Raw genomic sequence first — 24703 nt, 5'->3', positions numbered from 1 at the left:
CTGGTGGGGATTCGCTGATCGGTCAGGTCAGGGCGTACCGGTTCGCCGGCCGGACCAGCCCGAGCCGTTCGCGCAGGGTGACGGGTTCCTCGATTCCTCGATGCAGACCCCGCCGGCGCAGCAGCGGCAGCAGCTCGCTGGTGATCCGATCCAGGTCCCGCGGCAACCGGGCCGGCCGGAGGCGTACCCCGTCGATGCCGCCGGCCCGCCAGTCCTCGATCAGGTCGGCCACCGCGGCCGGGGTGTCGGCGACGATCAGCGCGTCGCTGGTCAACGGTTCGCCGTTCGCCGAGTCCAGTTCATCGAGCGCCGCCCGGGCCGTCTGCGGGGTGTCCTCGAGCAGCACCAGCAGATCGGCGAACACCGTGGGCGCGCGGACCGGTTGCTCCGCCTCGAGCTCGTCGACGATGGCGGCAGCGGCCACCGCGTCCTGCGGGGTGACGAACGCCAGATCGGCCGCCTGGGCGATCAATCGGTACGCCACCGGGACATGCCCGAGCGCGCCGACCAGTGGCTGTCCCTGCGGCGGCCTGGGGGTGATCGACGGGCCCTTCACCGAGAACGTCGCGCCGGAGAAATCGATGTGGTGCAGCTTGTTCCGGTCGATGAACCGACCGGTGGCCACGTCGCGGATCTCGGCGTCGTCCTCCCAGCTGTCCCACAACCGGCGCAGCACCTCGACGTAGTCGCCCGCCTCGGCGAACAGTTCCTCGATGCTGGTCGGCCGGTCCCGACCCAGATGGCCCAGCTCGTCGCGCCGCCCGCCGACCTGCACCCGGACCCCGGCGCGGCCGTGCGAGATGTGGTCGAGGGTCGCGATCGCCTTGGCCGCATGGAAGGGCTCGGTCAGCGAGGTGACGACGGTGGGCAGCAGCCCGATCCGATCGGTGACCGGTGCCACCCGGGTGGCGACCAGCACCGCGTCCAGCCGACCGCGCACCTCGTCGGTGCGCCGGTCGGGTGTGAATCGGTCGTGGGACTGCAGCCGCAACGCATCCTCGAAGGTCACCAGGTCGACACCGCCGCGTTCGGCCTCGGTGACCAGGTCGGTCCAGTACCGTGCCCCGAACAGATCCGCGGGTCGTGCCTGCGGCAGCCGCCAGGCGGCGGGATGCCACCCGGCGCCGTCGAGCGCAACGGCGATCTGCAGCGGCGCGGTGCCCGGTGTTCCGATGGTGCTCATCGGCGATTCTCCTTCACTGGTGGCGAAATTCGGCTTTTGCCGCGGTGGCCGGGGCGGCACTCGGCGGCCAGCTCGACCGCCTGCTCGACCGGGGCCAGGCAGTGCCAGGCACCCTCCGCCCCGGAGACGACGGCGGCGCTGCGGAGCCAGTTCTCGATCCGGGTCATCCGGCTCACCCGGTTCATGCGGCGGCCTCCGGGGTGATCGAGGTGGTGCGCCGGTCGGGTACGGTGCCCAGGCCGAGCCCGCCGAGCAGGGTGCGGGCCAGCCGATCGTTCTGCCGGAATGCCGGTGCGTTGAAACCCGGTCGCGCCAACCCACCGGCACCGGCACTGCCGGAGACCGACGGCCCGACCAGGTAGCGGTTCGGGTGCACGCTCCCGTCGCGGCGCAGCGCCCGGGCCTCCCGGTCGGTGCGCAACAGCCCCCCGGGCAGCCGGCCACCATCCGGTCCTGGGATCCGTTCGGTGGCCAGTTGGCCTCGTGCCAGCAGCGAGCGGATCGCCGGGTCCGCGGTCTCGTTGATGTCGACCCTGGCGAGGAAGGCGTCCACCAGGGCGCGGGTCCGCACCCCGGTCTCGTGGCCCTGTGAGCGGGCCACGAAGTGATCGCCGGCGAGTTCGACGCTCAGCTCCGGCCCCAGGAAGTGCACGACGCCCGCGCGGTGCAGGGCCAGCAGTTCGGCGAGCCGCCGCGGCGGCGGGCCGCTGCACACGAACGAGAACAGCCCCCGCCAGCCGTCCTCGACACGGGTGATCCGATCCCCGACCGCCAACCGCCCCTCCGCCAGCAGCCCGGAGAGGAAACCGTGGATGCTGACGAAGGCGTCGAAGACCGCGCGGTCGGGAGAGTACGCCCGGTCCCGGCGCCGAGCCAGATCGTCGGTGATGTGCGCCACCACCGCCGACTCGGCCCCCGCTGCCGGGACCCGGTCGGTGGTGAGGGGCCGGTCGATGGCGGCCAGATCGAAGCGGTCCCGGGGGTCGGGAACGAGCTCGTCCACCAGCGCGGTGACCCGGGAATCGGTTGCCCGGTGGGATTTCAGGGCCTGCTCCAGGTCGGCCCACCCACCGCGGGTGCGTTCGGGGTGGGCGGTGAACAACCGCCGGTAGTGGGCATCGGCGAGTTCGGTCTCGATCAGCGGCCACACCTGGCTGTCGAAGTCGAGCTGGCCACTCTCACCCAGCCGATCGAGGCTGAGGTGGCGCAGCGGTGCCGGCCCGTCGGCGATCGCGTACCCCAGCTTGGCGTGGTAGGGCACGCCCCGGCGCGAACCGGCGTACAGGATCGGTTCCAGCCCTGAGGGCCGATAGGTCAACTCACCGTTCTCCTCGATGAAGCTGCCACCGCGGCCACCGGCGAGCAGCACCGCGAGATCGATGAACGCCAGCCCCATCCCGCGCACGATCACCGGTTCGCCGGGCTGCAGGGCGCTCAGGTCGAGATCGGCGGTGTACCCGGGCGGGATGTAGGTCAGGTCCTGCTGGCGCGCCTTGTCCACCAGCTCACGCTGGTCGTCGGTGAGGAGCTGGTCCAGGTGCCCCTGGGCGAGCACGGTGGCGTCGGCCAGCAGCCGTTCACCGCCCGCCAGCACCACCACCTGACGGCCCGCCTGGTCGATCACGTCGACGGCCCGGTCGGCGTGCAGGATCACCTCGACCCCCGGCGGGAGCTGTCCACGGATCCGGTCCCACGCCCAGCCCAGATATTCACCGAGCACCGCGCGCGGCAGGAATGCCTGCGGGTCGGGTTCGTCGTCGGGGGCCAGCCAGCCCTGGTCGACCAGAACCGGGCGCCCCGCACCGGTGATCCACTCCCCCAGCGAGGGTCCGGATCGTACCGGGCCCGCGCAGTCGACCGACTCATCGGTGAACACCGTGATGTCGGCGGCATGCGAGTTCATCCACAGCAGTCGGGACTGATCGCCGCGCCAGATCCGTCCGGTACCGGGGCGGTGCGGATCGACGATGTGCACCTGCAGCTGCGCATCGTCGCCGAGGCTGGCGCCCATGCGTTCCAGCACACCAAGGGTCCGCGGCCCGCCGCCGACGAAGACCACCGAGGGGGTGCGTCGCGGCGCGACCTCCGGCTGCGGCACCGCCTCACCACCGGCGCGTTCGCCGCGGGAGCGCCAGGCGAGCTGGGCGTGCAACCGGTCCAGGAAGGCACCGGTCACCGCGTCCACCTCGGCGGCGGCGCCCTCCTCGAGGTGGCCGCGCTGCTCCTGCTCGGCCTTCACGATCGCCCGCGCCAGCACGAACCGGCCGGAGGAGATGTGATCGGCACCCAACGACTCCAGCACCGGTCGCAGCGCATAGTCGACGACCAGCACGTGGGCCGGGGAGCCACCGGTGACCAGCGGCAGCACCTGCTTGCCGACCAGCGCGGTCTGCGGCAGCAGGTCGAGAAAGGCTTTCAGCAGCCCGCTGTAGGCGGCCTTGTAGACCGGTGAGGTGACCACGACGGCATCGGCGTCGGCGATCGCGGCCACCGCGGCGGCGATCTCCGGATCACCGGCTTCGGCGAGCACCAGCGGCCTGGCGGGCAGGTCCCGCACCACGACGGGGACGACCGTGTGTCCCGCTGCCTCGATGATCGCCTGGACGTGGGCGAGCAGGATGTCGGTACTCGAGGCGACCGAGGGGCTGCTGGAGATGGTGACGATCCGGGCCATGCTCTGGATCTCCTTCCGGCGATGGGATTCTGACGCGATCAGCGGGCGGTGGGTTGGGCGCTGGGCTTCTTGTTGGGCCGGGGCAGACCTGGCGGGTTCACCTCGGAGCGGGGCACCGCCTCGGACTCCAGGCCCCACTTGGCGAGCACCTGCTGGTAGGTGCCGTCGGCGATCGCCCGGTTGACGGCCGCGGAGAGCGGGTCGGCGAGCCCGCTGCCCTTGCGGGAGATGATCCCGACCTTGCCTTCGATGGGATAGCTCGAGGAGACGGTGCCGGCGATCTCGGTCTGTCCGCTGGTGGCCACGTGGTAGGTGGCACTGGGGTTGGGGCCCAGGTAGGCGTCCAACCGGCCGGATCGGATGGCCAGGTAGGAATCGGTGGCGTTCTGGAAATAGAGCACCTCGGCGGCCGGGCGGCCCGCATCGGTGTTCTGCTTGTTCCAGTTGAGCAGCACCTGTTCCTGCAGGGTTCCCGATCCGACGCCGATCCGCTTGCCGGAGATGTCGGCGGGGCCGTTCACCTTCCAGCCGGTTCCCTGGGCGGTCTCGAAGGCGTGCAGTCCGAGCCGGTAGGTGGCGAGGTCGTATTTGTCCTTGCGTTCCTCGGAGACCCCGACGTTGGAGATCCCGACGTCGCTGCGCTGGGCGTCCAGGCCGACGAACAGGTTCTCCCAACTGGTGTTGACGATCTCCACGCGCAGACCGACGACATCGCTGACCAGGTTGGCGATGTCGACCTCCACCCCGATCGGGGTGCGGTTGTCGGAGGCGACGAACACCAGCGGTGCGTTCCCGGCGCCGTTGGCCGCCACCCGCAGCACGCCGCTGCGGCGTACCGACTCGGGCAGCTGGGCCGCCAGCGCGGGATCGAAGTTTCCCTTCACCCGCGGCTGATCCGGGCTGGTGTCGTATTTGATCACCTGCACCTGGGAGCCGGCGACCGGGCCGTCCGCGGCCTGCCGCGGCTCCTCGGACGGGTCGGCGCAGGCCGCCAGGCTGACGACCAGAGCAGCCGCGGTGAGCGCGGTCAGCCGGCGGCGGACGGTGTGGAAGGTGGGCATGGGATGCTCCTGGATTCGTTTCTGGGAAGGATTCTGGGAAGGCGGTGTCACTGGGTACGGGCCAGGAAGGACCGCGTGCGGGCATGGGTCGGGTTGGTCAGCACCTGCTCCGGCGGCCCGGATTCGACGATGTGGCCGCCGTCCATGAACACGACGGTGTCGGCGACCTCACGGGCGAAGGCGATCTCGTGGGTGACGATCAGCATCGTCGTGCCTCCGTGCGCGAGTTCGCGGATCACCTCGAGCACCTCACCGACCAGTTCCGGGTCCAGGGCGGAGGTGGGTTCGTCGAACAGGATCAGGCCGGGCCGCAGCGCCAGGGCGCGGGCGATCGCGACCCGTTGCTGCTGACCGCCGGAGAGCTGACGCGGATAGACGTCGGCCTTGTCGGCCAGACCGACCCGACTCAGCAGTTCGCGGGCCTCACCGATCACCTCCCGACGCGGCCGCCGCTGGGCGGAGACCGGTGCCTCGATGATGTTCTCCAGCACGGTCAGATGGCCGAACAGGTTGAAGTTCTGGAAGACGAACCCGATCCGGCTGCGCTGGCGCAGGATCTCCGCCTCCGACAGCTCGTGCAGCCGGTCGCCGCGCTGGCGATAGCCGACCAGTCGGCCACCGACGGTGACCAGCCCCTGGTCGACCTTCTCCAGGTGGTTGATGATCCGCAGCAGGGTCGACTTGCCCGAACCGGACGGCCCGATGATCGCGGTCACCGAGCCCTCGGGCACACTCAGGTCGACCTCGCGCAGCACCTCCAGGGTGCCGAAACTCTTGCGTACCTGGCGCAGCTCCACCGCACTCATCGGTCAGCACCCCCGGTCACCCGGGTGACCCGGCCGCGCTGCACCTGCTGTCCGAGTGCGGCGCGCAGCCGCTGCACGGGGGTGGCGCGCGGGGTGCGTTCGCTGCCCCGGCCGAAGTGCCGCTCGATGAAGTACTGGGCGATCGAGAGCAGCGTGGTCAAGATGATGTACCAGACGGTCGCGACCATCAGCAGCGGGATCACCCGGGAGTTGCGGCCGTAGATCACCTGCACCTGATAGAAGAGCTCGGGGATCGCCATCACCGAGACGATCGAGGTGCCCTTGAACAGGCTGATCACCTCGTTGACCGCATTGGGCAGGATGGAGCGCATCGCCTGCGGCATCACGATCCGCCGGAATCGACGCCACCGTGGGATTCCCAGCGCCTCTGCCGCCTCGACCTGGCCGGCGTCGACCGACAGGATCCCGGCCCGCACGATCTCCGCGGCATAGGCCGCCTGGTGCAGCGCGAGGCCGAGCACGGCCGCGGCCATCGCGCTCAGCAGCGCATTGGTGTCGATGCTGAACAGTTCCGGACCGAAGGGGATGCCGACGCTGAGCTGGCGATAGAGATAGCCGAAGTTGAACCAGAAGATCAGCTGCACCATCAGCGGGATCGAGCGGAAGGCCCAGACGAAGGTGTACGCGACCGCCTGCAGCAGCAGGCTTTCCGACAATCGCATCGCCGCGAGCACCACCCCGAGCGCGAAACCGATCACGGTGCCCAGGGCGGTCAGCTGGAGCGTGGTCAGCAACGCCTTGAGGATCGATACCGACAAGAAGTAGTCGGCGAAGGTGCCCCACTCCCAGGCCGGGTTGGTCACCAGGGCGCGCACCAGCCCGACCAGCAGCAGGGCCACCACGACGGTGGCGACCCAGGTCAGCGGGCGGCGGCGAGGCACGATCCGCAGCGCGGCGGGATCGAGGGCGGCCGACACCGAGGGTTGCTCCCCGGCCGCCCGCGGGGCCTCGGGGGTCTCGTCGACCGGGCGGGAACGAGTGGAGATGGACACGGTTGCTCCTGGCTGGGCGCACTCGTCCGCGGATGCGAGACGGTGCGGTTCGATGGGTGAGGACGTCACCGGACGCCCGGAAACTCCGTGCTGGTGGGAGATCCGGCGACCGGGTCCTATGGGGTGCCGTCGTCGACGGCCACGCAGGGGGTGATCAGCGCATACAGAAGGCGCTGCAGACGAGGAGCAGATCGATGTGGGCACGCGTCACCAGGGACGGCGCCACCGGAGCACAGGAAACGGTCTCACGCGCGGAACCGCACATGTGACGTCCTCTCGATCGGTTCGTCTGGTCCCGGTTCGAACCCGGGCGTACCTCAACTGAAGCCCACCCACTAGGCATTGTCAATCACAATGCCTCGATAATTTCAGCCAATGGGCGTGAGGGGCGTCACACCGCTCAGCGGCGCCGGCAGAACTCCTGCAGGCGCTCCAGTTCGAAGGTGTTGATGATCCGATCGGGGGTGAGGCCGTGCCGCTCGGCCCGCTCGCAGCCGTAGGCGACCCAGTCCAGCTGACCGGGAGCATGCGCGTCGGTGTCGATCGAGAAGAAGCAGCCCATCTCCACCGCCAGCGCCAACAGGTCATCGGGTGGATCGCAGCGCTCGGGCCGGGAGTTGATCTCGACCGCGACCCCGAACTGCACGCAGGCGGCGAACACCACCTCCGGGTCGAAGACCGACTGTGGCCGGGTCCCCCGCGCCCCCATCACCAGGCGACCGGTGCAGTGCCCGAGGATGTTGGTCGCGGGGTTGGCGATCGCACCGACCATCCGATGCGTCATCGATTCGGAATCCATCGCCAGCTTGGAGTGCACCGACGCGACGACCACGTCGAGCTCACGCAGCAGGGCGGGCTCCTGGTCCAGCGCACCGTCGTCGAGGATGTCGACCTCGATCCCTTTCAGGACACGGAAATCCGCATCCTGAGCCTGGAAAGCCTCGTTCAGGTCATCGACCAGCTCGAGCTGTTCGCGCAGCCGTTCGGCGGACAGACCGCGGGCCACCTTGAGCCGCGGCGAGTGATCGGTGATCGCCTGATAGCGATAGCCGAAGGACTGCGCGACCAGCATCATCTCCTCGACCGGCGACCCGCCGTCGGACCAGGTGGAGTGGCAGTGCAGGTCGCCCTTGAGGGCCGCCCGGATCGCATCTCCCCCGCTGACCAGCGGTTGCTGCTGCTCGCGCAGCTGGGCGAGATAGTCCGGCACCCGGCCGGCGACCGCCTGGGACACCACGGTCGCGGTCTTCGGGCCGATCCCGGGCAGCCCGCGCCAGTCGTCGGCGCTGCGGTGCTGCTCGCGTTCGGCCGCGTCCAGCTCGGCGATCAGGTCGGCGGCGCGGCGATAGGCCTTGACGCGATGGGTGTCGGCCCGGTCCCGCTCCAGCAGGTAGGCGATCTCACGCAGCGCATTCACCGGATCCACCCGGCCAGCCTATGCCAGCCGGATCACTGGGGAAGCAGCCGCAGCGCCGCGGCGTACGCCCGGTCGAAGGCCGCCTCGTCGGCGAGCACCGAGGCCGCCACCTGGGCGCCTTCGTGCAGCAGCTGCACCTGCCCGGCCAGCATCGCGTCGCCGAGCAGCGCCGACCAGAGCAGGCCCATCCACTGCTTCTCCTCGCGGATGATCCGCACCGCCCCCGCGTCACTGGGGCCGACGTCGGCCCAGGCGTTGACGAAGGCGCAACCGCGCTCGTTGTGTGCGGCCCAGGATCGGCTGTAGTCGAAGACCACCCGCAGGGCCTCGGCCGGATCCTGCGGGTCGGCGGCCCGCACCGCCGCCAGCAGGCCGACCTGCCAGCGGTGCGCGCGACGGGTCAGGTAGGCCGCCACCAACCCATCCTTGGAGCCGAAGCGTTGATAGAGCGTCCGCTTGGTCGCCCGGGCCTGCTCGGAGATCAGGTCGACGCCGACGGCGGTGATGCCCCGGTCGTAGAAGAGCTCGCTGGCGGTGTCCAGCAGTCGCTCCCCGACCGGTGTGGTGACCGGCATCTCGATCGGCACCAGCTCGTCCAGTTGCTCCATCGCCTCCCCCTCGGGCCGCACCGTGCACTGCGAGTATACAGACCTGTGTGTTTACCTCGATGCCATGACTCGAATCCTCTGGGCGAGCGGCTTCGTGGTGTTCTGGAGCTCCGGGTTCGTCGGCGCCGAACTGGCCAGCGCCAGCGATCCGACCGCGGTGCTGGCATGGCGCTACCTGGCCACCGCGGTGGTCCTGCTGCTGATCACCCTGCCCCGTCGCCCACAGCTCCCGGCACCGGTCATCGGTCGACAGATGGCGATCGGACTGCTGGCGCATGTCGTCTTCCTCGGTGGGGTCTTCGGCGCCAGCGCGGTCGGGGTGGCACCCGGCACGGTCGCCCTGGTCTGCGCCACCCAACCGATGCTGGTCACCCTGATCGGCTGGGTCTGCTGGCGGGAACGGCCCGGTGGCGGCGTACTGCTGGGCCTGCTCCTGGGACTCGTCGCGGTCGCGGTGACCGTCGGACTCGGCACCACGGCCGGCCCGGGCGTACTGCTGCCGGTGCTGAGCCTGCTGGCCCTCTCCGCGGCCGCCGTGGCGGAGCGGCGCTGGCCGGCCGGCACCGATGTGCTCACCGCGTTGACGATCCAGGTGGTCGTCGCGGCCGCGGTCTTCACCGGGTACGCGGCCGTCAGCGGCCGGTTGCTGGTGCCGGTCACCGTCGACCTGCTCGCGGCGATCGGCTGGCTGGTGCTGCTGTCCGGGATCGGCGGGTACGCCACCTTCCTGGTCTGTCTGCGGCGGCTGGGCGCGGCACGGACCAGCAGCCTGCTGTATCTCACCCCGCCGGTGACGACCCTGTGGGCCTGGGCGCTGTTCGGCCGGCCACCCGGTGGCAACGAGCTCGTCGGTCTGCTGCTCGGCACGGCGGCCGTCACACTCGTGTTGCTCGGTCGGCGTCGACAACCGGACCGCGCGGGCGTGGGCCACTAGTCTCTCCCCCATGACCCCGGAGTCCCGCGGCGCCCGCTCGCCCCAGCTGTCCGCGCGCCAGCGGGCCGCGATCACCAAGCGGCTCTCCGGGATCGCCGCCACCATGGCCACCGCAGCGACCGCGGAGATGGAGCAGCGGCACGAGTGGTTCACCAACCTGGACGCCGAACACCGCTCCTGGGTCGGCGTGGTGGCCCGCGCCGGGATCGACGGCTTCATCACCTGGTTCGCCGACCCGGAGGCGGCCTCCTCGGGGCTGGAGGTGTTCTCCACCGCACCGCGCGCCCTGGCCCGACACATCAGCCTGCACCAGACCGTCGAGCTGGTCCGCACCACCATCGAGGTGGTGGAGACCAAGCTGCAGGAGCTGCTGCCACGCGGTGATCGCCCGGTCGCCCAGGTCGCGATCATCAACTACAGCAGGGAAATCGCCTTCGCCGCCGCCGAGGTGTACGCCCGCGCGGCCGAGACCCGCGGCGCCTGGGATGCCCGACTGGAGGCCCTGGTGGTGGATGCGGTGGTCCGCGGCGAGACCGACGAGTCGGTGCTCTCCCGGGCCTCGACGATGGGTTGGACCGCGACCAGCGCCGTCGCGGTCGCGGTCGGCGCCTCGCCCAACGGTGACGACCCCCGGCTCGGTGAGCTGCTGCGCCGGACGGCCGGTCGCCAGCACGTCGACGTGCTCTCCGCGACCCAGGGTGACCGGCTGGTGCTGGTGCTCGGCGGGGACGCGCTCGGCGAGACCGACAGCGGGTTGGCGCTGGTCGGGCAGCTGCTGGATTTCTTCGGGCCGGGCCCGGTGGTGCTCGGACCGGCGGTGGACCACCTGGTCGACGCCTCCTCCTCGGCCCGCTCGGCGCTGTCGGGGCTGCGCGCCGCGGTCGCCTGGCCCGAGGCACCCCGCCCGGTCAGCTCGGCCGACCTGTTGCCCGAACGTGCCCTGGCCGGTGACGGGCACGCCCGGCGCGCCCTGGCGTACGACGTCTTCGGCCCGCTCGCCGAGGCCGGAGGAGGCCTGCTGGAGACCCTGGTCGCCTTCCTGGACGCCGGCACCTCGATCGAGGGCGCCGCGCGCGGGTTGTTCGTCCATGCCAACACGGTGCGTTACCGGTTGCGCCGGATCGCCGAGGTGACCGGTTTCAATCCCAGCGATCCGCGGGATGCCTATGTGCTGCGGATGGCACTCACCCTGGGCCGGCTCGTCGGCCCGCAGTCGACCTCTGGAGACAACCGGTGACGATCACCATCCATCGTTTCACCGCCGAGGACTGGGAGCTGATGCGTGCGCTGCGGCTGGCCACCCTCAGCGACGCCCCGCGGGCCTTCGGGTCCTCCTTCGATGAGGAGCGGAGCTATACCGAGAGCTACTGGCAGGCCCGCGCGGGCTCCGGGCACAGCCTCTGGGCGGCCGATGACGGCGAGCCGGTCGGCACGGTCGGCGTACGCCCCGATGAGGACGGGAACCAACTGATGGTCTGGATGTGGGTCATCCCCGCCCACCGCGGCAGCGGGGTCGCCGACCTGCTCGTCGAGGCCGCCGTCGCGATGGCCGCCGGCCGCGGCTCGGACACCCTGCGGCTGTGGGTGGAGACCGAGAGCATCGCGGCACGCAAGCTGTACGCCCGGCACGGCTTCGAACCCACCGGCCGGACCGAGCCGATGCGCGGGATTCCGGGCCGGATCCAGCTGGAGATGATCCGCCGCTGAGAAGGGAGCACCAGCCCATGAGCACCGACGCCCCGGGCCCGGCGACGCTGTCGCGGGCCCAGCTACCCCGGATCACCGGGCTCGTCCTCGGTTGGATCGCGGTGCTGTCGCTGACGATGCCATGGGTGGCGAAGTGGCAACCGTCGCTGCCCCCGCGCCGACTGCCAGATCAGGCGTACGGCTTCTGGCTGGCGACCGAGATCTTCGACGACCGGGCAGCCGCCGGCATGCTGACCGCGGTCGCCCTGCCGCTCGGTACGGTGGCGATCCTGGTCCTGCTGTATCTGGCCGCCCGGCGTCCCTCACCCATCTGGCCCGGTCTCGCGGTCGCCGGTATCGCCCTGGCGCTGCTGATCCTCGCCCGGGTGGGCATCGAGCTGTACGTTCCCGAGGAGACCGTCGGCGACCTGTTCGTGCGCCAGCCCGGTTGGTACCTGTGGCAGGCAGCGATGGCCGGTTGCCTGATCGCCGGATTGTGGATCGTGGTCACCCACGAGCGACCCTGGGCCGGTGAGCGAACCCTCCCCGAAGGGCACGTCGGCGGGCCGCTCGGGTAGCCCTTCCGGCTTCTACGATGAGCCGGTGCATGCTGCCCATCCGGCCCGGCTCGCGGCCACCACCGCGCAGATCTGGTGGCGCACCCTCCCCGCCACATTGAGCTGGTTGCTGGCCGCGTGGCTGCTGGCCGAGGTCGCGCTCTGGGGTGCGGCGATGTTGATCCGGTACAACTCCTGGCTGGCCCTGGTGGTGTTCAGCCTCGGTCTGGTCGCGACCGTGGTCGCCACCGTGGCGGTGCTGCACATCCTCGGCCGGGAATGGCTCGCCCGAACCGGACGACCATCGGCGGAGCCCGCCGCCGAGAGCGCCCCGGCCGCTGCACCGAATCGGCTCACCGATCTGGTCGCGGTCACCCTGCTGCCGCTGCTGGGGATCTACGCGGCCTTCGACAAGGTCCGGCAGCGGGCGGCCGAACTGGAACTGGTCGACATCTGGCTGGCGAACCCCACCCTGACCGATCATGTCTCCGACCTGCTCGACCCGACCGCGAACGGCAGCCGACTCGGGATCGCGGTGATCGTGATCGTCGGCGCCTACCTGCTGCGGCGCTCGCTGGAGCTGCTGGGTGAACGCTCGGGACGCACCCTGCTCGGCCTGGTCGGCGCCTTCTTCGAAGCGTTCTTCCTGCTCACCTTGATCCTGGTCGGTGGCCGGGTGTTGGAACTGGTCCGCAACTGGCTGGCCGGGCGTCAGTTCTCGGCCTGGATCGAAGGCTTCCTGCGCGAGCTCGCCAAGGCCTTCGGTCATCCGGACTTCTTCGCCCGGCTCTGGCGGTTCTGGTCCGAGACGGCCTGGCCGACGCTCGGCACCGCGGTGTTCGAGCCGTTGCTCTGGCTGGCCGTCGCGGCGCTGGTGTTCGGCACCGGCGGGTTGTCGGTGGCCGAATTGTGGCGGCGTCGCAGCGACGCCCCGGCCGTCGAGCGGCGCCGGTTGCGGCGGCTGCGGGAGTCCGGGACGGTCCGGCGCGGTTGGCTGGAGTTCCAGGAGGCCTTCCTCGGCGATATCGACGACCGCTACGTGCCGACCTTCCAGGCGCTGCGGCTGGTGGTACGCCCGGGGCTGCTCTTCCTGGCCGGTTTCCTGGTCTGCTACGGGGTGCTGCGGTTGCTGACCGACTTCATCGGGACCTGGGTCTACGTCTGGTTGATCGGTGAGCGGCCCGCGGTGTACGCCTTCGCGGCCCAGGCGACCAGCGATGTGCTGATGCTGCCGCTGGAGGCGCTGCGGCTGGCGCTGCTCACCGTTGCCTTCCAGGTCTGCCTGGCGTGGCCCCGCCGCCGGAGCGCGCCGGAGGCCGCCGCGGCGGAGCCCGGGGAGCCAGAGCCCCTGGCGGTGAACCGATGAGCCGCCTCCTGCGTGGCGCGCTGACCGTGCTGCTGCTGGCCGGGGCGATCGCGACCGCCATCCCGAAACCGGGTGAGCTGCTGGTCGGGGTCCGCGGCCCGGCCTCGGAGGCGTACACCTTCGACGGGTGCCGGGTCCGGGTGAGTGAGGTCAGGGCCGCGCGGCAGGCGTACGAGAGCCCGGAGGATCAGGCGGACGGCCAGCAGCCCTATCGCGCCGACGGGCTGCTGGTATCGGTCGGCTTCGCGGTGGACTCGCTGACTCGTTACTGCGCGGTGGAGGGCGCGACGCTGGAGTTCCTGGGCCGTTCCTATACCTCGATCAACAACCCGCTCGGCGGTTCCGAACCCGGGTACCGGGGATATGGCGTCGCGGTCTATGAGATCAGCCGCCGCGACCTGGACCGGCTCGGGTCGGGCGCCGAGGTGATCCTCAACCAGGGCGGCAGCTTCGATCAGGTGCGGGGTCTGGAGTGGCGGGCCAGGATCCGGATCGACCTCTCGGCCGTGGGCAATCCGCCCGCGGACGCGGTGGTGCATCTCGAGGACGACCGGCCCGAGGAGGTGCTCCGATGAGTGGGCTCTTCCGGACCCTCGCGCTGCTGCTGCTCACCGCCCTGGTGCTCACCGGGTTGTGGTGGCGGGCCGGCGAACGCGATCCGCGCAACGACCAGCGGCCCTGGCAGTCGGTGGGCAAGGTGGCGCAGGTGGGCGCGGACACCTATCGGATGGAACGCATCGACATCGGTACCGAGTTGTATCCGCCCGATGCCGCCCCCGGATTCCCGGTGGAGCCGGCCCGCGCCCGCCCCGGTGAGACGCTGGTCGCGGTCACCCTCACCACCACCCTCAACGCCAACGACTACTGTGCGGACATCAAGCTGGTCGGCTCGACCGACCTGCTCACCTGGCGCGACACCCGCCTCCGCTCGCTGGACCCGGAAGCCACCTTCAACGGCTTCTACGGCTGCACGCTGAATCGCGGGGAGACCGGGACCTACACCACTCTGTTCCGGGTGCAGGAGGGATATGCCGACGGGATCCGCGGCGCACGGATCGCTGCGGACGGAAAGGTTTGGCTGGTCACCCGGTGAGGACCGGGAGCCGCACCCGGACGGTGCGGCCGTCCGGTTGCCAGGTCGGCACGATCCCGGTCACCGAGCGGTCCCCCCTGGCGGTACGCGCCACCACCACGGTCACCTCCGGCGGCAGCGGATTCCGAGCGAGATCGTCGTCGGTGGGAACGACCACGGCCGTCCGGTCCACCAGTCCCGGGGATAGTTTGCGCACCTGCACATCAGAGCTCGATCCCACGCCGTCGCCGAGTTGGGCTTCCATCTCCATCGGTGGCCGATCCCCGAGGTCGAGGGTGATCGGGACCAGCTCCAGGGATACCGATTCCTTGTGCCGGTTGGTGACCCGGACCTCGGCCACCAGCCTGGCGACCCCCTCGGCGTCGCGGAAGCTCCGCAACCGGTCGACCCGCAGCTGGTAGGCCCCGGCGTCGATGAGTTCACCGGGCGCCGCGGTGCTGACCCGGTCGGTCCGGGCCGCGAACGCCGCCGGCAGCACGCTCACCCCGACCAGCGCCACGGCCGCTGCCGCGAGCACGGCCCCGAGCCAGGTCTGCACGATCCGATGCTTGGCCACCGCGGCAGTGTAGAACGGCGCGGGTCCGCCCCGCTGGCACCGTCAGGTCAGTTCTCCTGGGCGCTGCGAGCGTACGCAGCGGCGCCGGCCAGGGCCTCGACGGAGAACAGCACGTGGCCAACCGCGACCCGGTCCCCGACGGCCTCCTGGACGGCGGCGACGTCGGCGGTGGTGATGCCGCCGCAGAGTTCGATCAGGCGTACCCCCTCATCGGCCAGGTCCCGGGCGACCTCGGCGGCGAGGGCACCGGAGGGAACCGGCACGATCAGCGCGCGGATGCCGGGCGCGCTCAGTTCGTGGCGGTCCCGAACCGGGTCGGCGCCGGGATGCTCGAGGATGGCGGCCCAGGTGAGCGGGGCACGCTGGTCGGTCACATCAGTGGTCATGGGTTGGATGCTGCAACCTCACGTGCGGTTGAAGTCAATGGTCGCCGCGCTGGGACATGCAGTAGTCCGAGAAATCCATGATCAAACCCAGTGGGACTGGGATTACCAACCGGTCGATTCCGGTTACTGCATGTCCCAGCGCACACCCCACCCCGAACCCGGACCCCGATTGTGGGAATCCGACAAAATCGTTTTGCCCTTTTCGTGGCGTCGGTGCACGCGCGCCGGGCCGGGAACCGACAGAGTTGGACCGTGCTTGCAATCGTCGCGCCCGGTCAGGGTGCCCAGACTCCCGGTTTCCTGGAACCGTGGGTCGCAGATCCGAAATCCGCCAGCCGGCTGCGCTGGCTCTCGGCGGTCGCCGACCTGGATCTGGTGCACTACGGCACCACGGCCGACGCCGACACGATCCGCGACACCGCGATCGCGCAGCCGCTGCTGGTCGCGGCCGGACTGCTGACCTCGGCCGCCCTCTTCGACGAACCGGACGAGGCCGACCGGCTGACCGGGGTGAGCGCCGGCCACTCGGTCGGCGAGCTGACCGCCGCCGCCTTCGCCGGCGTGCTGTCCCCCGAGCAGGCGATGGTGCTGGTCCGCGAACGCGGCAAGGCGATGGCCGAGGCATCCGCGGTGGCCCCGACCTCGATGACCGCGATGGTCGGCGGGGATCGCGACGAGGTGCTCGCCGCGATCGAGAAGCATGGCCTGACCGCCGCCAACAACAACGGCAGCGGGCAGATCGTCGCCGCCGGGACCACCGAGCAGCTGGCCGCCCTCGCCGACGACGCCCCGCGCCGCTGTCGACTGGTACCGCTCAGTGTCGCCGGTGCCTTCCACACCAGGCACATGGCGCCGGCCGTCGCCCACCTCGAGCAGCTGGCCGCGGCGGTGACCACCGAGGATCCGCGGATCCGGCTGCTGTCCAATGCCGACGGCCAGGTCGTCACCGACGGTGCCGAGGTGCTGCAGCGGATCGTCGGCCAGGTGGCCAATCCGGTGCGCTGGGACCTCTGCATGGAGACGATGCTCGAGCTGGGTGTCACCGGGCTGCTGGAGCTGACACCGGCCGGTACGCTGACCGGCATCGCCAAGCGCAATCTCAAGGGCGTCGAACTGTTCACACTGAACAGCCCCGACCAGCTCACCGAGGCGCAGGATTTCGTACGCCGGCACGGCGCGGGGACGGAGAATTCGTAGATGACCGAGACAAGCACCGGCCGCCGGCAGATCCAGGCGCCCGCCGGCTCCCCCTACTCCCGGATCCTCGGCTTCGGCAGCTACCGCCCCTCGCGGGTGGTCAGCAACGAGGAGATGTGCACGATGATCGAGTCCACCCCCGAGTGGATCGAGCAGCGCACCGGCATCACCGAGCGTCGCTGGGCGAATGCCGACGAGACCGTGATGCTGATGTCCAAGCGGGCCGGTGAGCAGGCGATGGAACGTGCCGGCCTCACCCCGGACCAGGTGGACACCGTCATCGTCGCGACCGTCTCGCACCACCAGACCACCCCCGGCCTGGCCCCGCAACTGGCTCAGGAACTGGGCGCCGGGACCGCTGCGGCGTACGACGTCTCCGCGGCCTGCGCCGGCTTCTGCTACGGCATCGCCCAGGCCGATGCGCTGGTCCGCAGTGGGGCCTCCACCAACGTGCTGGTGGTCGGGGTGGAGAAGCTCAGCGAGATCACCGACCTGACCGATCGGGGCACCGCGTTCCTGTTCGCCGACGGCGCCGGCGCGGCGATCGTCGGGCCCAGCGACACCCCCGGCATCGGCCCGGTCGTCTGGGGCTCCGAGGGCGAGGCCGCCGAGGTGATCCACACCCCGATGATCCCCGACTACGAGGGTGAGGGGATGCCGAAGCTGCACATGGACGGCCGGCCGGTGTTCAAGTGGGCGTCGACCACCGTCGCCCGCAAGACGCTCGACATGCTGCACCGTGCGGGCATCAGCGTGGACGACCTCGAGGTGTTCATCCCGCACCAGGCGAACAACCGGATCACCGACGCGATGATCCGCACCCTGAAGCTGCCCGAGCACGTGACCGTCGCCCGCGACATCAAGCAGCAGGGGAACACGTCGGCGGCCTCCATCCCGCTGGCGATCGAGACCCTGTACGCCGAGGGCCAGGGCCACAGCGGCCAGATCGCGCTGATCGTCGGCTTCGGCGCCGGGCTGGTGTACGCCGGCCAGGTCATCGTGCTGCCCTGACCGAGAACCACCCACCAAGATTTTCCAACCAGGAAAGAAAAAGGAGAAAAAGCAGATGGCCACCACCGAAGAGATCCGCAGCCAGCTCGCCGAGATCGTGCACGAGGTCGTCAATGTGCCGGTCGAGGACGTGCAGATGGACAAGTCCTTCATCGACGACTTGGACGCCGACTCGCTGGCGATGAGCGAGATCATCTACGCCGCCGAGGACAAGTTCGGGGTCTCGATCCCCGACGAGGAGGCCAAGAACCTGAAGACCGTGGGCGACGCCGTCGCCTACATCGAGCGCGCCCAGTCCTGAGTCGAGACCGGCGGGTTCCCTGTATCGACAGGGATCCCGCCGGTTCCGCACTCCCCGCCAGCACCCCATCCGAGCCGAACCGAACCGAACGAGAGTCGATATGAGCCGCACCGTTGTGATCACCGGTCTGGGCGCCACCACCCCGCTCGGTGGCGATGTCGCCAGCACCTGGGAGGGCCTGGTCTCCGGGCGTACCGGCGTGCACGCCATCACCGAGGAGTGGGCCGAGCAATTGCCGACCCGGTTCGCCGCCAGGGTCGCCACCGAACCCACCGAGGTGGTGCCGCGGGTCGAGGCCCGCCGGATGGACCGGGCCAGCCAGCTGGCGGTGGTGGCCGGACTCGAGGCGTGGGCCGATGCCGGCTTCAAGCTGGGCGAGGAGAACGACCTGGACCGCGACCGGCTGGCTGTGTCGGTGGGTACCGGGATCGGCGGCCTGCATTCGATCCTGGAGAACTGGGATGTGATGAAGGAGCGCGGCGTCCGCCGCGTCTCGCCGTTCACGATTCCCATGCTGATGGCGAATGCGCCGGCCTCCCAGGTGGGGCTGCGGATCGGCGCGCGGGCCGGTGTGCACACCCCGGTCTCGGCCTGCGCCTCCTCCAACGAGGCCATCGCCCAGGGCCTGCAGATCATCCGCTCCGGCCGCGCCGACGTGTGTGTGGTCGGTGGCACCGAGGGTGTCATCCACCCGCTGCCGATCGCCGCGTTCGGTCAGATGCAGGCGCTGTCCCGGCGCAACGACGACCCCGAGGGTGCCTCCCGCCCCTGGGATGTGGATCGTGACGGTTTCGTGCTCGGCGAGGGTGCGGTGGCGCTGGTGCTGGAGACCCTCGAGCACGCCCGGGCCCGCGGCGCGAAGATCTACGGAACCCTCGCCGGGGCAGGGATGTCGGCCGATTCACACGACATCGTGCAGCCCGACCCGACCGGTCAGGGACAGGCCTCGGCGATGAAGCGGGCGATGGCGGACGCCGACCTCGCCGCCGCCGACATCGCCCACGTCAACGCGCACGCGACCTCCACCCCGCAGGGTGACATCACCGAGGCCGGATCGATCCGGCAGGCGCTCGGTGAGGACAACAGGGCGATCGTCACCGGCACCAAGTCGATGACCGGCCACCTGCTCGGCGCCGCCGGTGCGCTCGAGTCGCTGGCAACCGTGCTGGCATTGAAGAACCGGCAGGTGCCGCCGACGATCAACCTGGCCAATCCGGAACCGGACCTGGGCATCGACATCGCCGCCAACACCGCCCGGGAGCTGCCCGCCGGCGAGCTGGCCGCGTTGAACAACTCCTTCGGTTTCGGCGGCCCGAACGTCGCCATCGCCTTCACCAACGCCAACGTCACCGAGGACTGAACCGAGCCGGTGAGCGTCCCTGCCGTCGATCCCGCGGTGCCCGCAGTGGTCGCCCGGATCGCCGGTGGGCGACCGCTCCCCCGCGCGGTCTGGGCGAACGAGATCGGCGGGACGACCTGGCGGATCGGTGCCGGTGAACGCGACGCCGAGTTCGTCAAGGTCGGGCCGCCGCATCCGGAGTTCGATCCCGAGCTGGAAGCGGCGAAGCTGGGCTGGGCGCGGGAGTTCATCGCGGTACCGGAGGTGCTGGGCGCCGGTCTCACCGACGGTCACGGCTGGCTGCACACCCGCGCGCTGGCCGGCCGCAACACCATCGATCCGCTCTTCTCCACCGATCCCGGACCGGTCATCGACGCCCTCGGTATCGGTCTGCGGCGCCTGCACGAGACGGCACCGGTGACCGCCTGCCCGTGGCGCCGGGAGCCGCTCACCCGGCTCTCCCCTGCCGCGCTGGCCGAGCTCGGTGCGCCGCCACCGGTCGATCGGCTGGTCGTCTGCCACGGCGACCCGTGTGCGCCGAACACCATCGTCGACGACGCGGGCGGTCTCGTCGGGCTGGTCGACCTGGGCGAACTCGGCGTCGGGGACCACTGGTCCGATCTCGGCGCGGCGCACTGGAGCCTGGAGCACAACTTCGGCCCCGGCTGGTGGCCGCGCTTCCTCGCCAGCTATGGCATTCCCGACGACCCGGTACGCCGCGCCTTCCACCGCCGCGCCTGGGAGCTCGGCTGACCTGTCCGGAATATGGCCCTTGGGATGGTGCCGCCAACCGATACGGCCTTGATACCCGGACAGCATCAAAGATTTTCTTGATGCCCAGACAGCATCAAAGATCGGTTTGATGCGTGGTGAGCATCAGACATTTCTTTGATCCCTCCCGTGCATCAGCGATTTCCTTGATGCCAGCTTGGGATCAAACGTGCATCGGTTTGAGGGGGGTCGCAACAAGGAAGCGGCCACCCGGATCTCGGCAGACACCCGCGCGGGGTCGGAGGATCTGGTCGGTGCGGCGGAATCGGCGGCGGCCTCAGACGACCTTGTGCAACCAGCGCACGGGGGCGCCCTCGCCGGCGTACCGGAAGGGTTCGAGTTCGTCGTCCCAGGGGCGGCCGAGGAGTTCGTCGACGGCGTCGTGCAGCGACTTCCCGCCGAGCGCCTCGGTGACGACGGCGGCCTTCAGTCGGTCCTCGGGGATCATGATGTCGCCGTGGATGCCGGTGGTGGCGTGGAAGACGCCCAGAGTCGGCGTGTAGGCGTACCGAGAACCCTCGACTCCGGGGCTGGGGTCCTCGGTCACCTCGAAGCGGAGCTTCTGCCAGCCCTTGAGCGCGCTCGCCAGCCGCGCAGCCGTGCCGGAGGGCCCCTGCCAGGAGTATTCGGCGCGGTACGCCGAGCGCTCGGCGGGCTGCCCGGTCCAGTCGAGGGAGGTGGGCATGCCGAGTACGCCGCCGGCGGCCCATTCGATGTGCGGGCACAGCGCTGACGGCGAGGAGTGGACAAAAAGAACTCCACGGGTCGTGCTCATCGTTCCTCCCAAGGCTTGAGGGTTGCCTTCCCCGACATCCTCAAAACGTGGACGAACGATGCGCCCATTGTGCATCACAAGTCACTTCTGCACCAGCGCGGCGGGTTGACGACGCCCACCGAGCGAGCGATCACGCTCCACGCCCACCGAGCGAGCGATCACGCTCCACACCCACCGAGCGAGCGGAGCGAGTCGAGGTGTCACCCCGGCCAGTAGTCGTTCGGATCCAACCGGTCCCCGAAGATCGCCTGCCCGACGCGTACCGTGGTGGCCCCGTGGGCGATCGCCAGCTCGAAGTCCCCGCTCATCCCCATCGACAGCTCGTCATAGCTGCCGGCGGCCCGGTCGTCGTCGCGGAGCCGCTGCCGCAGCTGCTGCATCCGCTCGAAACAGGGCCGGACCACCTCCGGGTCCTCGGCGAACACCGCCAGCGTCATCAGCCCGCGCACGTTCAGCGCATCGAAGGCCCGCAACTCCCGCGCGAAGTCGGCGACCTCCTCGGGCGGCAGCCCGAACTTCTGCGGCTCCCCCGACGAGTTCACCTGGATGAACACGTCCAGCCCCCGGCCCTCGTTCTGCAGCCGCTTCTCCAGCTCGGTCGCCACCTTGAGCGAATCGAGGGCATGGAACTCGTGTGCGAACCGCGCCAGATACTTCGCCTTGTTGGTCTGCAGGTGCCCGATCACCGCCCACCGGATGTCGGTGTCGGCGAGCGCCTCCGCCTTGGCCTGGGCCTCCTGGACCTTGTTCTCGCCGAAGATCGGCTCCCCCGCGGCGTACGCCTCCAGCACGGCTTCCGGCGGTTTGGTCTTGGACACCGGCAGCAACCGGATCTCCTCGCTGCTGCGTCCGGCGGCCGCCGCGGCCCGGTCGATCCGTTGGTGGATGGTGGCGAGGTTGGCGGCGATGTCGGAGGTCATGGGGCCAACCTAGCGGGGTGCACATCTCGACACGGTCGCTGCGCGACCTACTCGATGAGCGTGGGCGGGCTACGGCCAGCGGGCCCCGAGGGAGACGATGCCGACGGCGGCGAGCAGGCCGAGCACCAGGCCACCGCCGACGTAGCGGGAGGTGACCTCCTGATAGGCCTTCTCGGTGCCGGCGGAACGGCGGATGTCGGCGTACACCTCGCGCAGCTTCTCCACCGTCGGCGCGTAGTAGCCCTTGCCGCCGCCGGTGGCGGCGATCTCGGCGAGCTGCTCCTTGTTCACCGAGACGGGTTCCCGACGCCCGGTGCGCTTGTCGACGATGTAGCCGCTCTCGGTGCCGAAGGCGATGGTGTTCACCGGTACGCCGCGCTTCTTGGCCTCGGTGGCGGCGGCGAAGGCGCTGCGGCCACGCTGGGACTCACCGTCGGAGAGCACCACCATCGTCGCCGGGACCTGGCCGTCGGCATCCCGCGGATCCGGCGGCACCATCAGCAGCGCATCCAGGGCGGTGTAGATGCCTTCACCGATCGCGGTCGACTCCCGCAGCTGCAGATTGTCGATACCGGCGTTCACCACGCCGCGGTCGGTGGTCGGCGGGACGACGATCGAGGCGTTCCCGGCGAACTCGACGACCGCGACATTGAACGCCGGCGGCAGTGAGTTCACGAACTCCTTCGCGGTGGTCTTGGCGGCCGCCAGCCGGTTCGGCGGCACATCGGCGGCCTCCATCGACAGCGACACGTCCAGGGTGACCACCACCGTGGCCCGCTCCCGGGGCACATCGACCGTCTGCCGCGGTGTCGCCCAGGCGACGGTCAGCATGCCGAGGCTGAGGATCGCCAGCACCACCGCCAGGTGGCGTACCCACTTCCGATCCGGGTTGATCAGCAGCGTCCGCCGGCCGGTGTCGCGCCGATACCAGAGCAGCAGCAGATAGAGACCCGCCAGGGCCGGGATCGCGAGCAGTGCCCAGAGCCGCCCGGCGTGGGCGAAGTTCGGCAGGTCGAGCGGAATCAGCATCATGGCCACCTCGCAGCCAGGGAGATCGCGGCCAGCGCGGCGAGGGCGGCGAAACCGAGACCCCAGCCCGCCCAGGCGGCGGTCGTCTCGCGTTCGGCCTTCTCCACACCGACCGAGGATCCGATGTTCTCGTACACCTTCTTGAGCTGGTCGGGGGTGGCCGCCCGGAAGTAGGAGCCGCCGGTCATCTGCGCGACCCGTTCCATCTGGGCCTGGTTCACCGGCACCGCTTCCCGCTTGCCGTCCAGGTCCACATAACCATTCTCGGTGCCGTAGCCGATCGTGTAGACCTTGACCTTGGCCTGGATCGCCTCCTGGGCGCCCTGCTCGGCCGGCCGGCCGAGGGTGTTGGTGCCGTCGGAGAGCATCACGATCGCACCGGGCGGCGGCTTGTCACCGTCGGCCTTGTCCTTGGGTGCCATGTCCAGCGCCCGCAGCCCGACGACGATCGACTCCCCGATCGCGGTCGAGTCGCGCAGCTGGAGCGAGTCGATGCCGCGGATCATCGCGGCCCGATCGAGGGTCGGTGGGATCACCAGCGACGGGTTGCCCGACATCGCGACCAGCGCCACGTTGTACTTCTCCGGCAGCGATTGCACGAAATCCTTGGCACCGTTCTTGGCGACGGTCAACCGGTCGGGTTTGATGTCGTTGGCAGCCATCGACTGGGACACGTCCAGCACCACCACGATGGTGGCCCGCTCCCGGGGCACGTCGACCTGGGCGACCGGTTTGGCCCAGGCGCCGGTCAGGCTGACCAGGGACAGCAGCGAGAACGCGACCGCCAGATGCCGGCGCCACTGGGACTGCTTGGGCACCACCGCGCCGAGCATCGAGGTGTTGGTGAAGCGCATCCCGCGCCGGTTCTTGCGGCGCGAGGCCCACAAATACGCGGCCACCAGCAGTGGGATCGCGATCAGCCAGATCAACCGCCCGGGCGCCGAGAAGTTGGGCAGCCACCCGTCCAGTGGAATCATCGGCTCACCCCCTGCGGTGGTGCGTGCAACATGCTGGCGACCCGCCGATAGGCCAGCACGAAGCGGGCGATATCGGCGACCCAGTCCCGGTCGGTACGCAACTGGATGTGGCCCACCCCGGCCCGACGCAGTGCGATCCGGATCCGTTCACGCTGTGCGGCGCTGGCGGCGTCCATCCGCTGTCGGGCGGCGGCATCTCCAGTATTCACATACCGCTCAAAATCGGTCTCCGGATCGCGGATCAGGATCTCGCCGACATTGGGGAACTGCAGCTCGAACCGGTCGACGACCTCCACGCAGAGCACCTGGTTGCGGACCGCGAGCCGGCGCAGCGCCCGCTCCCAGGGCGGTTCGACGTTGGGATCGAGTTCGTGATCACCGGGGGTGAGGAAGTCCGAGACGACCACCCGCAACCCGCGGCGCCGCTGGGTGCGGGCCAGCTGCTCGATGCCCTCGGGCAGGTCGTAGGGGCCGGTCGCGTGGTCGGGAACGATCGGTTCCTCGAGCATCTTGCCGAGCAGGCCATAGAGGGCGGTACGCCCGGAGTTGGCGGGCAGCCGGCGGATCCCGTCGGGCTTCATGATCATCCCGCCGAAGCGGTCACCCATCTTCTGGCTCAGGAAACCGATGGTGGCGACCGCGGCGATGCCCAGGTCGCGTTTGGTGATGCCGGCGGTGCCCCAGTTCATCGACGGGGTGACATCCAGCAGTGCCCACACCTCGAGCTCGCGGTCGGCCATCGTGTCCCGGACGTGCGGCACCGTGGTCCGGGCGGTCACCGCCCAGTCCATCTTGCGCACATCGTCCTGGCCGGGCACGTATTCGCGGGCATCGTTGGTGTCCGAGCCGGGCCCGGGCAGCAGGCCCAGATGGTCCCCGTGCAGGAAACCCTCGAGGCGGCGTACGATCGCCAGCTCGAGGCGCCGCAGCGCCGCCTCCGGGGCCAGCTTGTTCAGCGGGAGGGTGGCCCGGGTCGGCTCACCGAGCACCGAGGCCGCGGCGGCCGGGGCGGTGAAATCGATCGGGTGCTGGCTCACGTCGTT

General features: G+C 70.2%; 27 protein-coding genes. 12 read left to right on the top strand and 15 right to left on the bottom strand.

Annotated elements, in window-relative coordinates; translation table 11 throughout:
* Window positions 1–22: 22 nt before the first annotated feature.
* From C8D81_RS01520 to C8D81_RS01485, 8 genes are all read right to left on the bottom strand, one after another.
* Window positions 23–1183 (bottom strand): LLM class flavin-dependent oxidoreductase, encoded by a 1161-nt coding sequence (locus tag C8D81_RS01520; RefSeq protein ID WP_133625429.1) that lies wholly within the window; start codon window positions 1181–1183, stop codon window positions 23–25.
* Complete coding sequence (locus C8D81_RS01515) at window positions 1180–1368, bottom strand: hypothetical protein (protein WP_094360522.1); 189 nt, start codon at window positions 1366–1368, stop codon at window positions 1180–1182. The genes C8D81_RS01520 and C8D81_RS01515 overlap by 4 nt, the downstream gene beginning before the upstream one ends.
* The gene (ssuE, locus tag C8D81_RS01510) at window positions 1365–3857 is read right to left on the bottom strand and encodes an NADPH-dependent FMN reductase (RefSeq protein WP_133625428.1); all 2493 of its coding nucleotides are present in this window, start codon (window positions 3855–3857) and stop codon (window positions 1365–1367) included. The genes C8D81_RS01515 and ssuE overlap by 4 nt, the downstream gene beginning before the upstream one ends.
* Window positions 3858–3895: 38 nt before the next feature.
* The gene (locus C8D81_RS01505) at window positions 3896–4918 is read right to left on the bottom strand and encodes an ABC transporter substrate-binding protein (RefSeq protein ID WP_133625427.1); all 1023 of its coding nucleotides are present in this window, start codon (window positions 4916–4918) and stop codon (window positions 3896–3898) included.
* A 47-nt stretch (window positions 4919–4965) separates the two neighbouring features.
* Window positions 4966–5724 carry an amino acid ABC transporter ATP-binding protein gene (locus C8D81_RS01500; RefSeq protein WP_094360516.1) on the bottom strand — a complete coding sequence of 253 codons (759 nt, stop codon included), beginning with the start codon at window positions 5722–5724 and terminating at the stop codon, window positions 4966–4968.
* Window positions 5721–6737, bottom strand: a complete 1017-nt coding sequence (locus C8D81_RS01495; RefSeq protein WP_094360514.1) for an amino acid ABC transporter permease — start codon at window positions 6735–6737, stop codon at window positions 5721–5723. Before C8D81_RS01495 ends, C8D81_RS01500 begins: the two co-directional genes overlap by 4 nt.
* 400 nt (window positions 6738–7137) lie before the next feature.
* Window positions 7138–8163 (bottom strand): PHP domain-containing protein, encoded by a 1026-nt coding sequence (locus tag C8D81_RS01490; protein WP_133625426.1) that lies wholly within the window; start codon window positions 8161–8163, stop codon window positions 7138–7140.
* A 23-nt stretch (window positions 8164–8186) separates the two neighbouring features.
* Complete coding sequence (locus C8D81_RS01485) at window positions 8187–8762, bottom strand: TetR/AcrR family transcriptional regulator (RefSeq protein ID WP_229118171.1); 576 nt, start codon at window positions 8760–8762, stop codon at window positions 8187–8189.
* Window positions 8763–8826: 64 nt separating this feature from the next.
* Between C8D81_RS01485 and C8D81_RS01480 the strand changes: the two genes are divergently transcribed.
* Genes C8D81_RS01480 through C8D81_RS01450 form a run of 7 tightly spaced genes read left to right on the top strand, consistent with a single transcriptional unit; the run spans window position 8827 to window position 14398 of the window.
* Window positions 8827–9696 carry a DMT family transporter gene (locus C8D81_RS01480; protein WP_133625425.1) on the top strand — a complete coding sequence of 290 codons (870 nt, stop codon included), beginning with the start codon at window positions 8827–8829 and terminating at the stop codon, window positions 9694–9696.
* 10 nt (window positions 9697–9706) lie between these two features.
* On the top strand, window positions 9707–10933 hold the full coding sequence (locus C8D81_RS01475) for a PucR family transcriptional regulator (RefSeq protein ID WP_094360508.1): 1227 nt from the start codon (window positions 9707–9709) through the stop codon (window positions 10931–10933).
* Window positions 10930–11403 carry a GNAT family N-acetyltransferase gene (locus tag C8D81_RS01470; protein ID WP_094360506.1) on the top strand — a complete coding sequence of 158 codons (474 nt, stop codon included), beginning with the start codon at window positions 10930–10932 and terminating at the stop codon, window positions 11401–11403. Before C8D81_RS01475 ends, C8D81_RS01470 begins: the two co-directional genes overlap by 4 nt.
* A gap of 17 nt (window positions 11404–11420) precedes the next feature.
* Window positions 11421–11960 carry a hypothetical protein gene (locus C8D81_RS01465; protein WP_094404144.1) on the top strand — a complete coding sequence of 180 codons (540 nt, stop codon included), beginning with the start codon at window positions 11421–11423 and terminating at the stop codon, window positions 11958–11960.
* Window positions 11961–11985: 25 nt separating this feature from the next.
* On the top strand, window positions 11986–13305 hold the full coding sequence (locus C8D81_RS01460) for a hypothetical protein (RefSeq protein ID WP_133625424.1): 1320 nt from the start codon (window positions 11986–11988) through the stop codon (window positions 13303–13305).
* Entirely contained in the window at window positions 13302–13880 is a 579-nt protein-coding gene (locus tag C8D81_RS01455; RefSeq protein ID WP_133625423.1) for a hypothetical protein, read from the top strand. The genes C8D81_RS01460 and C8D81_RS01455 overlap by 4 nt, the downstream gene beginning before the upstream one ends.
* A complete protein-coding gene (locus tag C8D81_RS01450; protein ID WP_133625422.1) occupies window positions 13877–14398 on the top strand; it encodes a hypothetical protein in 522 nt (173 codons plus the stop codon). Before C8D81_RS01455 ends, C8D81_RS01450 begins: the two co-directional genes overlap by 4 nt.
* Here the strand turns inward: C8D81_RS01450 and C8D81_RS01445 are convergent.
* A complete protein-coding gene (locus tag C8D81_RS01445) occupies window positions 14388–14954 on the bottom strand; it encodes a hypothetical protein (RefSeq protein WP_133625421.1) in 567 nt (188 codons plus the stop codon). The two genes, C8D81_RS01450 and C8D81_RS01445, sit on opposite strands and share 11 nt — an antisense overlap.
* A 47-nt stretch (window positions 14955–15001) precedes the next feature.
* The gene (locus C8D81_RS01440) at window positions 15002–15340 is read right to left on the bottom strand and encodes a DUF6506 family protein (protein ID WP_133625420.1); all 339 of its coding nucleotides are present in this window, start codon (window positions 15338–15340) and stop codon (window positions 15002–15004) included.
* A gap of 252 nt (window positions 15341–15592) precedes the next feature.
* On the opposite strand from C8D81_RS01440, the gene C8D81_RS01435 reads away from it, so the two are divergent.
* From C8D81_RS01435 to C8D81_RS01415, 5 genes are all read left to right on the top strand, one after another.
* Window positions 15593–16537 carry an ACP S-malonyltransferase gene (locus tag C8D81_RS01435; RefSeq protein ID WP_133625419.1) on the top strand — a complete coding sequence of 315 codons (945 nt, stop codon included), beginning with the start codon at window positions 15593–15595 and terminating at the stop codon, window positions 16535–16537.
* Entirely contained in the window at window positions 16538–17548 is a 1011-nt protein-coding gene (locus C8D81_RS01430; protein WP_094360494.1) for a beta-ketoacyl-ACP synthase III, read from the top strand.
* A gap of 55 nt (window positions 17549–17603) precedes the next feature.
* Entirely contained in the window at window positions 17604–17849 is a 246-nt protein-coding gene (locus tag C8D81_RS01425) for an acyl carrier protein (RefSeq protein WP_094360492.1), read from the top strand.
* A gap of 100 nt (window positions 17850–17949) precedes the next feature.
* Window positions 17950–19209: a beta-ketoacyl-[acyl-carrier-protein] synthase family protein gene (locus C8D81_RS01420; RefSeq protein ID WP_094404150.1), complete on the top strand. Its 1260-nt coding sequence runs from the start codon at window positions 17950–17952 to the stop codon at window positions 19207–19209.
* A 9-nt stretch (window positions 19210–19218) separates the two neighbouring features.
* A complete protein-coding gene (locus tag C8D81_RS01415) occupies window positions 19219–19941 on the top strand; it encodes an aminoglycoside 3'-phosphotransferase (RefSeq protein WP_133625418.1) in 723 nt (240 codons plus the stop codon).
* Between the two features lie 295 nt (window positions 19942–20236).
* Here C8D81_RS01415 and C8D81_RS01410 read toward each other — a convergent pair whose 3' ends face one another.
* From C8D81_RS01410 to C8D81_RS01390, 5 genes are all read right to left on the bottom strand, one after another.
* Complete coding sequence (locus tag C8D81_RS01410; protein ID WP_094360486.1) at window positions 20237–20734, bottom strand: DUF3145 domain-containing protein; 498 nt, start codon at window positions 20732–20734, stop codon at window positions 20237–20239.
* Between the two features lie 200 nt (window positions 20735–20934).
* On the bottom strand, window positions 20935–21654 hold the full coding sequence (locus tag C8D81_RS01405) for a YggS family pyridoxal phosphate-dependent enzyme (RefSeq protein WP_133625417.1): 720 nt from the start codon (window positions 21652–21654) through the stop codon (window positions 20935–20937).
* 69 nt (window positions 21655–21723) lie between these two features.
* Window positions 21724–22683 carry a VWA domain-containing protein gene (locus tag C8D81_RS01400; RefSeq protein ID WP_229118172.1) on the bottom strand — a complete coding sequence of 320 codons (960 nt, stop codon included), beginning with the start codon at window positions 22681–22683 and terminating at the stop codon, window positions 21724–21726.
* Window positions 22683–23660, bottom strand: coding sequence for a VWA domain-containing protein (locus C8D81_RS01395; protein ID WP_094360481.1), 978 nt, complete (start codon window positions 23658–23660; stop codon window positions 22683–22685). The genes C8D81_RS01400 and C8D81_RS01395 overlap by 1 nt, the downstream gene beginning before the upstream one ends.
* Entirely contained in the window at window positions 23657–24697 is a 1041-nt protein-coding gene (locus C8D81_RS01390) for a DUF58 domain-containing protein (protein ID WP_094360479.1), read from the bottom strand. Before C8D81_RS01390 ends, C8D81_RS01395 begins: the two co-directional genes overlap by 4 nt.
* Between the last annotated feature and the right edge of the window lie 6 nt (window positions 24698–24703).

Source organism: Enemella evansiae (assembly GCF_004362375.1).
Classification (GTDB): domain Bacteria; phylum Actinomycetota; class Actinomycetes; order Propionibacteriales; family Propionibacteriaceae; genus Enemella; species Enemella evansiae.
The sequence above is the reverse complement of the archived record's forward strand: the minus strand, read 5'-3'. Positions and strand labels throughout refer to the sequence as shown.

What these genes read in the sequence shown, in the direction of transcription:
- C8D81_RS01520 (WP_133625429.1), bottom strand. Translation starts at nt 1,183, where the DNA reads ATGAGCACCATCGGAACACCGGGCACCGCGCCGCTGCAGATCGCCGTT.
- C8D81_RS01515 (WP_094360522.1), bottom strand. Translation starts at nt 1,368, where the DNA reads ATGAACCGGGTGAGCCGGATGACCCGGATCGAGAACTGGCTCCGCAGC.
- ssuE (WP_133625428.1), bottom strand. Translation starts at nt 3,857, where the DNA reads ATGGCCCGGATCGTCACCATCTCCAGCAGCCCCTCGGTCGCCTCGAGT.
- C8D81_RS01505 (WP_133625427.1), bottom strand. Translation starts at nt 4,918, where the DNA reads ATGCCCACCTTCCACACCGTCCGCCGCCGGCTGACCGCGCTCACCGCG.
- C8D81_RS01500 (WP_094360516.1), bottom strand. Translation starts at nt 5,724, where the DNA reads ATGAGTGCGGTGGAGCTGCGCCAGGTACGCAAGAGTTTCGGCACCCTG.
- C8D81_RS01485 (WP_229118171.1), bottom strand. Translation starts at nt 8,762, where the DNA reads ATGGAGCAACTGGACGAGCTGGTGCCGATCGAGATGCCGGTCACCACA.
- C8D81_RS01480 (WP_133625425.1), top strand. Translation starts at nt 8,827, where the DNA reads ATGACTCGAATCCTCTGGGCGAGCGGCTTCGTGGTGTTCTGGAGCTCC.
- C8D81_RS01475 (WP_094360508.1), top strand. Translation starts at nt 9,707, where the DNA reads ATGACCCCGGAGTCCCGCGGCGCCCGCTCGCCCCAGCTGTCCGCGCGC.
- C8D81_RS01465 (WP_094404144.1), top strand. Translation starts at nt 11,421, where the DNA reads ATGAGCACCGACGCCCCGGGCCCGGCGACGCTGTCGCGGGCCCAGCTA.
- C8D81_RS01455 (WP_133625423.1), top strand. Translation starts at nt 13,302, where the DNA reads ATGAGCCGCCTCCTGCGTGGCGCGCTGACCGTGCTGCTGCTGGCCGGG.
- C8D81_RS01450 (WP_133625422.1), top strand. Translation starts at nt 13,877, where the DNA reads ATGAGTGGGCTCTTCCGGACCCTCGCGCTGCTGCTGCTCACCGCCCTG.
- C8D81_RS01440 (WP_133625420.1), bottom strand. Translation starts at nt 15,340, where the DNA reads ATGACCACTGATGTGACCGACCAGCGTGCCCCGCTCACCTGGGCCGCC.
- C8D81_RS01430 (WP_094360494.1), top strand. Translation starts at nt 16,538, where the DNA reads ATGACCGAGACAAGCACCGGCCGCCGGCAGATCCAGGCGCCCGCCGGC.
- C8D81_RS01425 (WP_094360492.1), top strand. Translation starts at nt 17,604, where the DNA reads ATGGCCACCACCGAAGAGATCCGCAGCCAGCTCGCCGAGATCGTGCAC.
- C8D81_RS01420 (WP_094404150.1), top strand. Translation starts at nt 17,950, where the DNA reads ATGAGCCGCACCGTTGTGATCACCGGTCTGGGCGCCACCACCCCGCTC.
- C8D81_RS01410 (WP_094360486.1), bottom strand. Translation starts at nt 20,734, where the DNA reads ATGAGCACGACCCGTGGAGTTCTTTTTGTCCACTCCTCGCCGTCAGCG.
- C8D81_RS01405 (WP_133625417.1), bottom strand. Translation starts at nt 21,654, where the DNA reads ATGACCTCCGACATCGCCGCCAACCTCGCCACCATCCACCAACGGATC.
- C8D81_RS01400 (WP_229118172.1), bottom strand. Translation starts at nt 22,683, where the DNA reads ATGCTGATTCCGCTCGACCTGCCGAACTTCGCCCACGCCGGGCGGCTC.
- C8D81_RS01395 (WP_094360481.1), bottom strand. Translation starts at nt 23,660, where the DNA reads ATGATTCCACTGGACGGGTGGCTGCCCAACTTCTCGGCGCCCGGGCGG.